Here is a 14,986-nt window from a genome sequence, read left to right on the forward strand (position 1 = left end):
GTTTATTTTTTAGTTTCACAAAAGTATAAAAAAGTAATTATATCTGTTCATATTATTTTCAGACGGGTTTCAATGCTTTTCATCCGGTTCAGAGATTCATATCTTTATAAAGGTGTTCCCACCAGGCCGGTTGTTCTTTCAGGTATTTGGCAAAGTAGGCCAGGATCGTATTGTTCCAGATGATGCGCTGCTGGTAATCTACGACTGTGTGGTCTGCATTTTTGACTAATACCAATTCTGCGTCTTTGCCTAATAATTTCAGGGCAGTATATAATTGTATGCTTTGTCCTGTGGGTACATTGACATCTTTGGTGCCGTGGATAAGCAGTAGGGGTACTTTTACCTTGTCAGCTTGAAAAAGCGGACTCTGGTCTACGTAAATATCCCGCCTGTTCCAGGGGAATGCATAGGCAGAAGCGTTGGTACTGTAGCCATAGCCCCAGTAACCTTCTCCCCAATAACCGGCAATCGAAGAAATGCCGGCATGTGATATGGCACAAGCAAACAGATTGGTTCGGGTTGTCAGGTATTCGGTGGTAAATCCGCCGTAAGAAGCTCCCATACAGCCTATTTTCTGAGGGTCAATGAAAGGGTGGGCTTTTACAAATGCTTTGGTTGAAGCAATAATTTCATCGGCAGTGATTTTGCCCCAATTGTTTTGGTGGCGGGCAGAAAATTCCTGTCCGTAACCGATGCATCCGGAAGGTTGCGGGACATACACCACATAACCGTTGGAGGTGTACAAATTAAAAGGCCAGCGTCCGCCGAAACTCCGAGCTACAGGAGTTGTTCCGCCATAGTAATACACAATCAGGGGATATTTTTTCTTAGGGTCAAAATTTGCAGGCAGATAATAACGGCCGTCTATGAGGGTATTTTTGTTGTATTGGTAATCCCAGTCTTTCATTTCACCCAGGACGATATTTTCATATTGTTTTTCCTGGGGATTATCCCAGAGAGTAGTTTGGTCGGAGGACAGGTTTAAAGTATAGATTTTCGGCGGATAATTGGTGGTGGAGGCTGTATACATCATTTTGTTTGCTCCGGAAGAAATACTGGTTTGCAGAATGAGGTCGCCGAGACACGTTATCCGACTGAATTTGCCGTTGGCATAGCGGTATAAATAGACAAAATCGGCTTCGGAGACTTTGGCATATATGTTTCCGTCTGTGTGCCAGACCGCATCTTCTATGGAAGGGTTAAAGCTGCGGGTTATGGGTTCAACCTCATGCTTTGCCAGGTCGTAAATGTACAGTTGGTTGTCGTATTGGTTGGCAATTGGTTGTTTGCCTGTGTTTTCTCCCATTTTACCGAAAGCCGAAGGGCCTCCGCTGATAAGTAGTTTTTGGTCGTCGGGGGAGAAACTGCAGTGAATGCTGAATGAGCGGTTTTTCCAGAGGGTATCCACTTTTTGGGTGGTTATATCCATCAAATAAATATTTTGTTTACTGTAGGGGTATTCCGTATAGGCAGGTTGGGAAGTTGCGAAAAGTAATTTTTTGCCGTCGTGACTGATATCCATCAGAGAAGTACTCAGGTTACCCCAGGTCAGGCGGGAATGTAATCCTGTTGCAAAGTCGTATTTGCAGAGATAGCTTCGGTTGCGGAAATAGCTTTGACGGTCCTGTATGCCGGCGAGTTTGCGCAGTTGCCAGTCGGGAGTGCTGTAATCTTCATTATCGTAATAGATAAGGTAACTGCGGTCGGGTGACCAGGTGTGATATTGGATTTTGGTGTCTTCCTGAATCAGACAGGTTTGTTTTTGTTTTTCAATATCATAACTGAACAGAGACCGTCCACTTCCTTCGTTTTGCATAAAAGAAAGCTGGTCTTTACCCGGAATCCACTGAATATAGTAAGCGTTGTTGCCGTAAAATGTATAAACGATTTCTTTATCGGAAATGCGATATACATACGTATTGAACGTCGTTTTTCCGTCAATCGTGTTGTGTATGCCTATCAAAGCATATTGGCCGCTGGGAGAAACGTTTAATTGTCCGACTTGTTTTCCGTTGAGGATGTCATAAATGTTTTTGCCTCGTTTGGGAGAAGTCGTAAATTCAACGGGGACAGAGGTAAAATCCTGGTCGGTTGTCAGTCGTACATAAGCAATTTTCCCTCCTTCGGTGAGGGCTTTTATCAGGATGAGATGTTTTCCCGGAAGCCATTCCCCGGCAATGGTTTTGTTAGCGGGGATGTTGTCATTGACGCTTGCTTTTTTGATACCGTCGATATAGATTTCTGCATTTCCGAAAAGTTTGACTTCTATTTTGCCGCTGATCCATTCCGGATTGCTGAAGTAGACCGCATAATAGTTTAGCGTAGGCGTTTCCCCGGCAATTGTTGTTAAAGTATCTCGTTCTGCCGGGGTGACGGTCCAGGTTAGGTGATGAAAGTGATTTTCCGTTTTTCCGGCATCGGGAGTCAGGTTCTTAATATTAATGCCGGAATAATCGGTAAGCATGGCATCCGTAAAGAGTTGCCCTTTGACATTCTTGAAGTTACTGAGAGCTGGTTTTTCTATGGGAATAGGAGTCAGGCTTAACCATTCTTTTACTTCCTGGGCTTGTGTCCCCAACGCAATGGCCATAAAACAGGCCAATAATTTTTTTTTCATACCTAAGGATTATAATTCTTTTTGGGTTTTGCAGAAGACTAATAATTTAAGGCGAAGGTATTTTTTTTTAATAGAAAAGAAAGTTAATAACATGTTAAACCCGCGTAACTTATAAAGGAAATGTGCGTACATTTTCTGAACGATAATTTTAAGTCTATGAAAACAACACTTTGTTTATGGGGGATAATTTTGATCTTGGTTTGTTGTAAATCCCGCGAAAGACTGGTAGAGCAGAAATTTGATTTTACTTCCCGTCCGGTAAATACAGGAGTGAAAGAGGAGGTACGGGATTCTTTGCAGGGAACTGCATGGCCTGTCAAAATGGTAAAACAGGAAACTGTTACGCTTACTCAGGGATGCCAGCCTTTGCATTATTGTGTTATTGTCGGCAGTTTTGCTTATCCTCAGAATGCGGTTCGTCTGAGAAACCAGCTTATGCAGGAAGGTTTTCAGGAAGCTTCCATTTACCGGAATGCGGCCGGGATGTTCCGGGTGAGCATACTTTGTGACGACTCTTATGAGTCAGCCTGGCAGGAAGTATGCCATATCCGGAGTGAATATCCGCAATACTACGATGCCTGGCTGTTGGAGACAAATTATTAAGTTTACGGGGTACTGTTATTCAAGCATGGAGTCGTGCCGGTTGACTTTCAGGATTCCTGACAAGTGTTTCAGGCGGGAAATTAATTGGTCCAGATGCTCGGTATTGTCGATAAGTACCGTAATGTTACCGTCAAAAAGTCCTTCAGAGGAGTTGATGGAGATGGCCCGTAAAGTAGCGTGAGGGTCCTTGGCTATCAGTTCGGTTATTTTGTTGATAATGTTGCCTTCTCCTTTTCCTGTCAGGTTCAGTATAGTCTGATAGGAAGTTGCTCCGTCGTTGGTCCATTGTGTTTTTACGATGCGATAGGGATAGCGCCTCATCAGTTCCTGTGCATTTTTACATTGCCGGCGGTGCACTTTGATACCTTCTCCTATGGATACAAATCCGATAATGTCGTCTCCGTAGACCGGATTACAGCATCGGGCAAATTTGTAGTCTACGTTATCTACGTTTTTATCAATCAACAGGACATCCTCATCTATTTTTCTGGGACGTTCTACTTTTATATCTTTAGGGATTGTGATTGATGAGGGTTTTTCTTCCGGTTGGATTAATATTTCCTTGATCTCTGACGGTTCATGTTTTCCGATGGCTACACCATGATATAAATCCAACGCAAACTTGTATTTGTAGTGGTGCATCAGTTTGCGTATGATTTCATCTGTAAATTCGATTTTCCAGTTTTTGAATCGCCGCATCAGCATTTCTTTGCCGATGTCTGCCTGGTGGTTGATTTCTTCATTCAGAAACTGGCGGATTTTATTCCGGGCTTTGGAGGTGACCGTAAAGTTGAGCCAGTCTGCTTTCGGCTGTTGATTGGCTGCGGTGATAATGGAAATCTGATCGCCGTTTTTCAGGACATATTTTAAGGTTTCGTTGCGGTCGTTGACTATACCTCCGACACATTTACCTCCGATATTGGTATGAATGGCATAGGCAAAGTCGAGGAGAGTAGCTCCTGCTTGCAGGGTGATAAGGTCTCCTTTGGGAGTAAATACATGTACTTCCTTATCCTGCAGGTTGATTTTCATATCGTCCAGCAAATCGATGGCGTTGTCTTTGTTGCTTTCCAGAATCTCCCGCAGTTCGTTCAGCCAGTTTTCAATGACAGAATCTGAAGTGCCTCCTTTGTATTTCCAGTGGGCGGCGAACCCTTTTTCGGCAATTTCATCCATTCTTTCCGTACGGATTTGTACTTCGACCCAACGGTTGCGCGGTCCCAGAACGGTGGTTTGCAGGGATTCATAGCCATTGGATTTGGGTACCGAAATCCAGTCGCGTAACCGTTGGGGGTTTGGGGTATATTTATCAGTGACGATAGAGTATACCCTCCAACAATCGGGTTTTTCATTTTCTCCGGTACTGTCGATGATAAAGCGAACGGCAAAGATGTCGTAGATTTCTTCAAATTCTACCTGGCTTTTCCGCATTTTATTCAGGATGGAAGCGATGGTTTTGGTGCGGTATTTCATTTTGTATTTTATACCGCGCCGGTCGAGTTCTGTAGTGATGGGAGCGATAAACTCGGCGATATAAGCTTCCCGGGCATTTTTAGAGTCTTTTAATTTTTGTTCTATTTCTTTGTATATGTGAGGATTGGAATAGCGCAGGGCGGTATCTTCCATTTCGGATTTAATGTTATACAGCCCCAGCCGGTGGGCAAAGGGAATGTAGATGTAGCTGGTTTCCATGGCCAGTTGTTTTTGTTCATCGGCGGAAAGAGCGTCTGCTTGTCGCAGGGCGTGTAATTTTTCGGCCAGGAAGATTAACTGAACCCGGATGTCTTCTGCAAAACTCAATAATAATTTGCGGAAGTTTTCTGAATTGACAATTCGCTGGGTGGCATAAATATGGCTGATGTCTTTCAGGCCTTTGATGATTTGCCATACTTTATCCCCGAACATTTCTCTCACTTGTTGGAGTGAGAGCATTTCTTTCTCTACGGTTTTGTGCAACATGGCACATATGATGGATGTACGTCCTAAGCCGATTTCCTGAGTAATAATCAGGGTAATATCCAGAATTTTCAGGATTTCCCCATAATCGAGTTGTTCTGAAATGGTTTCGTTTTGGATGGCGATTTTGAAAGCCTGGCGGATTTGGCGTATATCTTCTGAAGAGATAAGATTACGGCAGGATTTCAGGACAGATGTGTATTTGCTGAGTATGAGGGGACGGTATTGCGATTTTTCCAGTGCTTTCATAGTGTAAGTTTTGTGCCTATCATTTATGCCATAAAAATAGCGAATTCTTTTTAAGATTATTGGGGAGGAAATTCTATTTTTGTGTGAATTTTTGTTGAAAAATGTGTGTTATTTTATTCTTTAAGATAATGAATCTGAAAAGTATAATTCTGGAAGGGTTGTTGATGGTCTGTTTTCCGGCGATGCTTTGGGCTCAGGAGGCGAAAATACGAAGTGAAAAAATGGAGGAGCTTTTTAAGATGTTGCGTCCTGCAGACCGAAAAATTTTGGTGGATGGGCATGTGGAAGCGATGACTTCTGCTTTTTTTTCAGAGGAGGAAAAAAAGCAGATAGACAACACTTTTCAGGAGTTGCAGGGGTTGCGGGTAGCAGTAAGTCCTGAATTGAGAAACTTTATAGAGTGTGTGAACGGATTTTTCCGGCGTAATGAGAAGGCTAATTTCCAGGTATGGATGGCAGCGATGGATGAGGTGTTGAATGTTTCAGAGAGAAAACGGCAGGCGGTGAGAGATTTTCTGGAAATGACTGCTCCGGTAGCGGCCGGGCAGTTTTTATTCCGGGGGTCCAGTCATCAGTGGTTGGTGTATGGTCCGATGATATGGCGGGAGGGCAAGCCTTTAAGGGTGGAGTTTCAGCAAGGGGATTTGGTATGCCGTACCCGGAAGGATTCGATATTTATCAAGGGGACTTCCGGCAGTTGGATGCTGGGAACCGACAACTTGGATGCTGTGGGAGGGAAGGTGGATTGGAACCGGGAGGGAGATGAGCGTTATGCTGAATTGTCTTCTTTCCGGATTGTTTTATCTTCTTCCGGTTATACGGCCGATTCGGTGTTTTTTAATTATCCTTCCAGGTATTCCCGTCCTTTATCGGGAAAGTTGAGAGACAATGCATTGAAATATGAACGGGGAAAAGGGGTGCCTTTCCCTGAGTTTGTTTCTTATGATTTTAACATTTATATTCCGGATTTATACCCTGCCATTTCATATTGCGGTGGGGTGTCGTATGCCGGTGATAAGTTTTCGGGGGTTGGTACGGAGGAACACCCGGCTACTTTGAAAATTGCGCCCAACGATACGATTAGTATGTCGTTGCTGGCGAAACAGTTTGCTTTTGATTCTTTGCTGGTGAGGTCGGGGCAAGCTGAAATGGTGATTCAACTGGATTCCGGTGAAATTACACATACGGATATTAATTTTGCCTATGCACTACCTCGTAACACAGTGACGGTAAAACGCATCAGCGAACAAAGTTTACATCTGCCTTTTAAGGATACCTACCATTGTATTCTGTTTGATATGGAAGAAATTATATGGCCTTTGGACAGTACCTATATGGAGATGAGAATGAGCAACCGTTCCGGTTTGTTTAAGGCGACTATAGAGTCTTTAAATTATTTTAGTGATAATCTTTATGATAATTTACAGGGGTTGGATGAGGTTAATCCTTTGAACGGTCTGTTGAAATGTTCCATGGAGCGTGGAACGGAAACCTTTACGATTGCTGAGTATGCCGAATACCTGAAAAAACCTGCTGATCAGTTACGGAAGCAAGTTATTTTGTTGTCTTATAACGATTTTGTCGACTATAATGAAAACAGGGATGAAGTCACTCTAAAGCCCCGGTTGTTTGACTATACAAAGGCCAGGGTTGGAAAACAGGATTATGACAACATCCGTTTCTTTTCTTTGCCCGAAAAGTCCAGGACCAATGCCCGTCTGGATGTGAGGAATTTTAATTTAAGAATTTTGGGGGTAGAGAAGTTTGTTATTAGCGAATCGCGGAATATATCTGTAGAGCCTTCTGATTTGCAGGTGGTTATGCTTAAAAACCGGGATATGGAGTTCAATGGGAAGTTAAAGGCCGGGATGTTTGATATGTTTGGGAAGAACTTATTTTTTTCGTATGACCGATATACGATTGATTTGGCTAAGGTGGATTCGACCAGTATGTATCTGGCCGGGAAAAATAAACATTTGCGGGGAGAGAAGATAAAATCGCTGATCCGGGACATTACGGGAGAGATTGTGATTGACAAGCCTGATAACAAATCCGGTAAGAAAGAAGAAGAAGGATTTCCCGTACTGAATTCTACCAAAGAGTCATACGTTTATTTTGATGATCCGGCAATTCAGGAGGGAAAATATAAACGGGACAGTTTTTATTATGTGATCAAACCTTATACCATAAAGGGGATTAATGATGCCGGGAAGTTCCGTTATGCTTTTGACGGGACCCTTATTTCCCATATTGTCTCTCCGATAGAAGATACTTTACGTCTGATGCCTGACCACGCTTTGGGACTGTCTTACCGGACTCCGGAGACCGGAATAGAGTTGTATGGTCAAGGGACTATTACCGAGCGTGTGAGATTGGACCGACGGGGATTTGTGGCAGACGGCAGGGTGGAATTGAATAAGGCCGGTTTTCAGTCGGATAGTATACTGATGTTGCCCCAGCTGATGATGGCGCAAACGCCTGAGGTGAAGATAGACTCCATTCCGGGGGTACGGCCTGAAGCTTATGGGAAGGAGGTACAGATTGCTTATTTGCCGGCTGAAGGAAATCTGAAAGTAACATCGACAGCAACTCCTTTCGATGTGTATGGCGGGAGGGTTAAACATACCGGTACTTTATTTGTTTATGACGACAATATGAATGCTTCCGGAAAGTTAGAACTGGAGGGTGCTTCCTTAAGTTCGGATTTATTCCGTTTATGCGCGGACGACATCCATTCGGAAAAAACGGCTTTGAATATTGCTTCTATCCTGAATAAAAACATCCAGTTGAATACTTCGAATGTCAAGGCGGATATTGATTTGGTTGCCAATAAAGGCGAGTTTGTGAACAATACGGCATCCAACCATGTGGAGTTCACCTCTTGTCGTTACCGTTGCTCTTTTGAGAGTTTTATCTGGTATATGAAAGAAGCTTATCTGAATATCGGGTTGGAAGACCCGGTTTTGTTGGAAAAATTGTGGAAGATGGAAGTTCCGGAACAGTTGCCCAATCAGGGGAGGAATGTATTTGTCTCTACGGACCGCCTGACTGATTCGCTGACTTTCGTTGCACCTCAGGCCCGTTATGATTTGAAAAACGGGGATATTGCCTGTCATTGGGTAAATCATATTGATGTGGCAAACGGACGCTTTTATCCGGGGAAGGGCGACGTATTTATTGATGCAACGGGACATATTCGTGATTTTACGGCCGGGAGGTTGCTGTGTGAACGCCAGGATTCTTTAAAAGTGCTGACAGAAGTTGACCTGAAATTGAAAGGAAAATACCATTTTGAGGGTGCCGGTAATTTTTTGTATGTCAGTGAGGAAAACAAAAAGAGCCCGGTTCGTTTTACGGAATTGGGAGTTGATACTTCCCGGCTGATTATGGCGGGTGCTGTGTTGACAGAAGAAAAGCCTTTGTTGTTGAATGACGGGTTGGTTTTTAAAGGAAAAGTGACCTTGTTTTCCAGGAAACCTCATTTATTTTTTGCAGGAGCTGTGGATTTGACGGCAGATAAGGCCTATTTGAAACATACCTGGCTGGCAGTGAATGATTTCCTGGATGAACGCAGTATACGGATACCTGTACAGACGGAAAGCCGGAATGACAAGTACCAACGAATTTATAACGGTATGTTTTTGAATACAGACAAAGCTTTTAAACCTTATGCCGCTTTTATGAGTAACCGTTTGTTTTATAAGGACGATCTTTTAATTGGGGGAAGCGGGAAGCTGGAATGGTCGGCTCCGCTAAAACAATATATTATTTCGGATACGCTGGCTGACCGGCACTATCGTTTTCGTTACGATACGGAAACCGGTGTTGTTTCTGCTTATGGTCCGCTTGATTTAAATTTGAATATGCCGGGAGTTGTTCAAAGAATGGCCGGAGATATCAGTTATCATTTGCAGACTGAAAAACTGAAAATGGAGGATGTTCTCTGTTTGCTTGATTTTTCAATATTGGGGAAAATGGAAGTCGTGTTGCTGAAAGATTTTGCGGATAAGAAGTTAAAAACGATTCAACTGGATGGTGGTTTGCAGGAGAAGATATATGAAGTTTATGGCAAGACTGCCATGCCGGCAATTGAAAAACAATATGGCAAGGTGGCTTATCACGTACCTGATTCTTTGAGCCAAATGTTTATGTTGGATTCATTGGAATTCACCTGGAATGCGCAGACCCGCTCTTATGTTTCTAACGGACAGGTCAGGATTGTGGCAGTAAAGGGCAGACCGGTGGAAAGGGTGATGAATATAAAACTGGAAATATTGCGAAGTCGTTCGGAAGATCAATTTTTTATGTATATTTTTGACGATCAGATGTGGTATTATTTTGAGTATTCAGACCAGAGTCTGTATACGCTTTCTTCGAATGAGGAATATAATACTGTCGTAAAGCTGGAAAAAGCGGATAAGAAGGTGGTGTGGAATAAAGAGAAAGAGATTTTGTATACCATTACTTTATGTCCGGAATCTAAAAAGGAGCGTTTTTTGAAGAGAATAAAATAAATGACCGGGAATAATGACTATCAAGGAAAGATATCAGGGTATTTTAAACTGGTTTGCTGAGCATATGCCGGTGGCGGAAACTGAATTGCAATACCAGAATCCTTTCGAACTTATTGTGGCTGTTATTTTGTCTGCTCAGTGTACAGACAAACGGGTGAATATGACTACTCCTGCTTTATTCGGGCGTTTCCCGGATGCTGCCGCTATGGCAGAAGGAAGTGTTGAGGAGATTTATCAATTGATAAAATCCATTTCTTACCCCAATAATAAGGCCAGGCATTTGTCGGAAATGGCTAAGAAGTTAATGGCGGATTTTGATGGGGTAGTGCCTGGCGATATGGATTTATTGCAGACTTTACCGGGTGTGGGACGGAAGACGGCGAATGTCGTTATGGCTGTTGCTTTCGACCAGCCTGCCATGCCGGTCGATACGCATGTTTTCCGGGTGACGAACCGGATGGGCCTGGTGTGCACCAAGACTCCCCTTGAAACAGAAAAGATTTTGGTGAAAAATATTCCGGCTTCGGTTCTTTCTACTGCTCATCATTGGTTTATCCTGCATGGCCGTTATGTGTGTCTGGCCCGTAAGCCGAAATGTGAGGAGTGTGGTGTCCGGGAATGGTGTAAATATTTTAGGAAAAATATTTTATTGCAAGGAAAAGAATATGGAGAATAGCAGAAGAAAGCCGGAATGGTTGAAGATTAAACTGCCGATGGGAAAGTTGTCGGTGGAGGTATTGAATACTATCCGGGGACATCAGTTGAATACCATTTGTACAAGTGGCCGGTGTCCCAATCAGGGAGAGTGTTGGGGGTGTGGTACAGCCACTTTTATGATAGCCGGAAACATCTGTACGAGGGCTTGCAAGTTTTGTAATGTGACCACAGGAAAACCTTTGCCTCTGGATCCGGGGGAGCCTGGTCATGTGGCCGAATCGGTAAGATTGCTGAAGCTGAAGCATGTGGTGCTGACTTCTGTTGACCGGGATGATCTGGATGATTTGGGAGCAGCCCATTGGGTAAAAGTTATTCGTGCGATACGGGAGGTTAATCCCGGTACCACTATGGAAGTGCTGATTCCGGATTTTCAGGGGCGGCCGGAATTGGTGCAACAGGTGATAGAAGCGCGGCCGGATGTTATTTCCCACAATCTGGAGATGGTGCGCCGTTTGTCGGGAAGTGTCCGGAGCCGGGCCACTTACGAGGTGTCTCTGAAAGTCCTCCAACAGGTGGCTGCTTGTGGTATTGTGGCTAAATCGGGAATTATGCTGGGGTTAGGAGAAACGAAGGAGGAGGTATTGGAAGTGATGGATGACCTTCGCTCTGTCGGTTGCCAGGTGATGACCATTGGCCAGTATCTGCAACCGACGGAAAAAAATATAGAAGTAAAGGAATACATCCGTCCGGAGGTATTTGAAGAGTATAAAAAAACAGGCCTGGCGAAAGGTTTTCGTTTTGTAGAAAGCGGTCCCCTGGTGCGTTCCAGTTATCATGCTGAGAGGCATTGCCGGCCTACCGGAACTGAAAGATGAAATCAATAAAAACCAAGTTACTGGATTTAGGCCGGAAAGGGTACCGTGAAGTCTGGGAATTGCAGGAACAGTTGTTGGAGGAAGTAAAGGAGAAAAAATTCCGGGGGGAATGTTTTACAAACTATTTGCTTTTGGTAGAGCATGGACCGGTATATACTTTGGGAAAAAGCGGCAATGAAGCGAATATGCTGCTTGGTTCTCTTCAGTTAAGGGCTCAGCAGGCTGAATTTATAAAAGTGGACCGCGGAGGGGATATTACTTTTCATGGACCGGGCCAGTTGGTGGTTTATCCCATTATAGACCTGGAGAGTCTGGAAATCGGAGTGAAAGAATATGTGGACAGGCTGGAAGAAATTGTTATCCGGACCATTGCGGTTTACGGAATAGAAGGGAAACGACTGGCGGGAGCTACCGGGGTGTGGCTTGAACCGGAGACTTCGAGGGCCCGGAAAATCTGTGCTATCGGAGTAAAATGTTCCCGCTTTGTTACTATGCATGGTTTTGCTTTGAATGTGAATACCGATTTGAACTATTTTAATTATATCCATCCTTGCGGTTTTGTAGACAAGGGAGTTACTTCCATTTGCCGGGAGAAGGGGAAGAAGGCAGAGATGCAGGAAGTAAAAAAAGAGGTTTGCTGCTATTTTGAGAAGGTGTTTGGTTTGGAATTCATTTAATTTTCCCGGAGATTGATTTTATTCCTTTAATTTAAGGATTCACTCCTCATTTTCGGGTATTCATTCACTCTTTCTTTTGATATAGACGGATTTCCGTTAAACTTGTGTATAGCATAAATATAGATGCGAACAGAATAACTATTGAGTAAAAAATGAAAGTCAGAATAATTTTAATTGCTGTATTCACTTTAGCTGTTTTTGTTACCGGTATGAACGATGCTTTCGCTTGGGGGAAGCGTAAGAAGAAAGAGGGTGGGGCTGATGCTGTTGTGAACCGGAAGAATCATTATGAAGAATTAACCGGGAAAGCAAAGACGCAGGAAGGCATGTTCCGGCTGCATTGTGTGGAAAAGGATTGGTATTTTGAGATTGCCGATAGCCTGATGGGACGGGATTTATTGATTGTCAATAAAGTATCTGGAGTTCCTTATGAACTGAATGATGCCGGGTTGAACAAAGGCATGGCCTATGAGGATAAATTGATACGCTTTTATAAAGATACAGTGCAAAAGAAGGTGTGGGTGACGACATGGAATCCCCGTGTGAGTGTGCCTGAAAGGGATGCAATAGCCCTTTCTGTGAAGGATAACTATCGGGAAGCTGTGATAGAACAGTTTCCGATAGAATCCTGGAATAATGATTCTACAGCTCTTTTGATTAAAGTAAACAAAGTATTTGATGGTAGCGAGAAGAGCTTTAATGATTTGTACAATAGTATTTCTTTGGGCACTTCCGTGAAGAAGGATTTGTCCCGGATTTCTGTCATGAAGGCTTTTCCGCAGAATATTGTCGTGAAAGCCTTTCTGACAACTCAGGTGACGGAGGGCCGTGAGAGTTTGCCTGTTACGGTGGAGACAACCACTAATATTGTGTTGTTGCCGAAGGAACCGATGAGACCTCGTTTTGCTGATAACAGGGTCGGCTTTTTTTCTACTCCCCATTATTATTTTAACGACCGTCAGCAAGCGGTGGAAAAGAGGGAGTTTGTACATCGCTGGCGTTTGGAGCCTAAGCCGGAAGATGTAGAGAAATATAAGCAGGGGGGCCTGGTCGAACCGGTGAATCCTATTGTGTTTTATATCGACCCGGCGACACCGGTTCAATGGAGGGAAGCAATCAGGTCCGGTATATTGGATTGGCAGGAGGCTTTTGAGGCTGCCGGTTTTAAGAATGCCGTGCTGGTGAAAGACGTTCCTTTGGATGATCCGGATTTTGATATTGATGATGTTCGGTATTCGGTAATTACTTATGCTGCTTCTCAGCAGGCTAATGCCATGGGACCTTCTGTTGTGGACCCCCGTTCCGGAGAAATTATAGAAGCGGATGTCGTGTGGTGGCATAATGTCATGACTTTATTGCATACCTGGATGAGGGTGCAGACTGCTCCGGTAGATGCCCGGGCGCGAGCAAACCGGTTTAGTGATGAGCATATGGCCAGTGCCATCCGGTTTGTATCTTCCCATGAGGTAGGTCACACTTTTGGTCTGAAGCATAATATGGGAGCTTCTGCTGCTTTTCCGGTAGATTCACTGAGGTCCCGGACTTTTACGTCCCAGATGGGAGGAACGGCCAGTTCCATTATGGATTACGCCCGTTTTAATTACGTGGCTCAGCCGGAAGACGGCGTGGAGAGGATTACACCGGTGATCGGAGCTTACGACAAATATGCTGTTTCGTGGGCTTATCGCTGGCTGGATGTAGAAGATTCTCATGAGGAGTTATCTCAATTGAATGAATGGATTGCTGTTCATGCAGGTGATAAGATGTATTGGTACGGAGAGCAGCAGGATCCGCGTGATCCCGTTGATCCCCGGGCTTTGGATGAGGACCTGGGGGATGATGTGATAAAGGCAAACCGGTACGGATTACTTAATTTGAAAAGAATCGTTCCTCATATCCTCGAATGGACAAATGAAGAAGGGAAAGATTATCTGGAAGCCGGAAAGTTATTCATGGCTGTCCTCAATCAGTGGAAAATGTATGCCGGGCATGTAACGGCACATGTGGGTGGTTTCTATATTGAGCATCCTGTGACAGGGGACCAGAAAAACCGTTATACACCTGTAGAGAGAGAAAAACAGATGGAAGCGGTGAAGTATTTGTCGGAGGAAGTGTTTACTGTACCGGAGTGGCTGTTTGGTGCTGATATCTGGCATAAAACTTTTCCGGTCAGGGTTTCACCGGCTTTGGTGGAATATTCGCCTTATAATACGGCCCGGGAGTTGCAATATGCCTGTTTTTATGATTTGATGAAGGATGACCGATTGCTGCGGATGTATGAGGCAGAAGTATTGGCGGGGAAGTCATGTGCGTATACTCCGGAGGAGATGTTTGCCGAGTTGCATCAGGTGGTTTTTAAGGGAACTCTTCAAGAGCGGAATTTATCTTTGTATGAGCGGATGACTCAAAAAAATTACATAGATGCCCTTATCGTGAGTTCCAATAAGGCTGTGGAGAAAACAACCAAAAGGGCTTTGAGCTCCGGTAATTGCTGCAGTTTTGCTGCCCGTCAGCCGGTTGTAGAGGAAAACGGACTTCCGCAAATGCAATTGAATCACATGCAATTTTCTTCCATGACCCGGGTGTCGGAAGCTGTGTCGGTGAAAAGAGGGGCTATGTTAAAAGTATTGAGACTGGCGGAGAAAAGCCGCAACCGGGGAGATGAAGCTACCCGCCAGCATTATGAAGATTTGATTCTACGGATAAAGGAAGCGTTGAGGATATTTTAATTCTTTTCCTTTTTCTTGCTGTTTTTCGAGACTCATTCTGTCTGAGTTTCCGGTGGTTTGCTGTTTTTTGATGGCACGACACACCTGTACTTTTTTACTTAATCCTATT

8 protein-coding genes are annotated in these 14,986 nt (G+C 44.0%); 6 read left to right on the forward strand and 2 right to left on the reverse strand.

Features of this window, described 5'->3' with window-relative positions:
- Positions 1-88 precede the first annotated feature (88 nt).
- A complete protein-coding gene (locus D1136_RS00410; protein WP_161875643.1) occupies positions 89-2,617 on the reverse strand; it encodes a prolyl oligopeptidase family serine peptidase in 2,529 nt (842 codons plus the stop codon).
- Between the two features lie 156 nt (positions 2,618-2,773).
- On the opposite strand from D1136_RS00410, the gene D1136_RS00415 reads away from it, so the two are divergent.
- Entirely contained in the window at positions 2,774-3,220 is a 447-nt protein-coding gene (locus D1136_RS00415; protein ID WP_161875644.1) for an SPOR domain-containing protein, read from the forward strand.
- Between the two features lie 15 nt (positions 3,221-3,235).
- Here D1136_RS00415 and D1136_RS00420 read toward each other — a convergent pair whose 3' ends face one another.
- The gene (locus D1136_RS00420) at positions 3,236-5,425 is read right to left on the reverse strand and encodes a bifunctional (p)ppGpp synthetase/guanosine-3',5'-bis(diphosphate) 3'-pyrophosphohydrolase (RefSeq protein ID WP_161875645.1); all 2,190 of its coding nucleotides are present in this window, start codon (positions 5,423-5,425) and stop codon (positions 3,236-3,238) included.
- A gap of 128 nt (positions 5,426-5,553) precedes the next feature.
- Between D1136_RS00420 and D1136_RS00425 the strand changes: the two genes are divergently transcribed.
- From D1136_RS00425 to D1136_RS00445, 5 genes are all read left to right on the forward strand, one after another.
- Complete coding sequence (locus D1136_RS00425) at positions 5,554-9,939, forward strand: hypothetical protein (protein ID WP_161875646.1); 4,386 nt, start codon at positions 5,554-5,556, stop codon at positions 9,937-9,939.
- A 13-nt stretch (positions 9,940-9,952) separates the two neighbouring features.
- Complete coding sequence (gene nth, locus D1136_RS00430) at positions 9,953-10,615, forward strand: endonuclease III (protein ID WP_161875647.1); 663 nt, start codon at positions 9,953-9,955, stop codon at positions 10,613-10,615.
- Positions 10,605-11,471 (forward strand): lipoyl synthase, encoded by an 867-nt coding sequence (lipA, locus tag D1136_RS00435; protein ID WP_161875648.1) that lies wholly within the window; start codon positions 10,605-10,607, stop codon positions 11,469-11,471. The genes nth and lipA overlap by 11 nt, the downstream gene beginning before the upstream one ends.
- Before the next feature lie 5 nt (positions 11,472-11,476).
- Positions 11,477-12,148 carry a lipoyl(octanoyl) transferase LipB gene (gene lipB / locus D1136_RS00440; protein ID WP_370461305.1) on the forward strand — a complete coding sequence of 224 codons (672 nt, stop codon included), beginning with the start codon at positions 11,477-11,479 and terminating at the stop codon, positions 12,146-12,148.
- Between the two features lie 152 nt (positions 12,149-12,300).
- Positions 12,301-14,877 carry a zinc-dependent metalloprotease gene (locus D1136_RS00445; protein WP_161875650.1) on the forward strand — a complete coding sequence of 859 codons (2,577 nt, stop codon included), beginning with the start codon at positions 12,301-12,303 and terminating at the stop codon, positions 14,875-14,877.
- Positions 14,878-14,986: the final 109 nt, after the last annotated feature.

It is taken from the genome of Odoribacter sp. Z80 (genome assembly GCF_009935865.1).
In the GTDB taxonomy this organism is placed as follows: Bacteria; Bacteroidota; Bacteroidia; order Bacteroidales; family Marinifilaceae; genus Odoribacter.

Bases quoted from the DNA above. Each gene is read 5' to 3' on its own strand.
- D1136_RS00445 (WP_161875650.1), top strand. From the start codon at position 12,301: ATGAAAGTCAGAATAATTTTAATTGCTGTATTCACTTTAGCTGTTTTT.
- D1136_RS00410 (WP_161875643.1), bottom strand. From the start codon at position 2,617: ATGAAAAAAAAATTATTGGCCTGTTTTATGGCCATTGCGTTGGGGACA.
- D1136_RS00420 (WP_161875645.1), bottom strand. From the start codon at position 5,425: ATGAAAGCACTGGAAAAATCGCAATACCGTCCCCTCATACTCAGCAAA.
- D1136_RS00415 (WP_161875644.1), top strand. From the start codon at position 2,774: ATGAAAACAACACTTTGTTTATGGGGGATAATTTTGATCTTGGTTTGT.
- nth (WP_161875647.1), top strand. From the start codon at position 9,953: ATGACTATCAAGGAAAGATATCAGGGTATTTTAAACTGGTTTGCTGAG.
- lipA (WP_161875648.1), top strand. From the start codon at position 10,605: ATGGAGAATAGCAGAAGAAAGCCGGAATGGTTGAAGATTAAACTGCCG.
- D1136_RS00425 (WP_161875646.1), top strand. From the start codon at position 5,554: ATGAATCTGAAAAGTATAATTCTGGAAGGGTTGTTGATGGTCTGTTTT.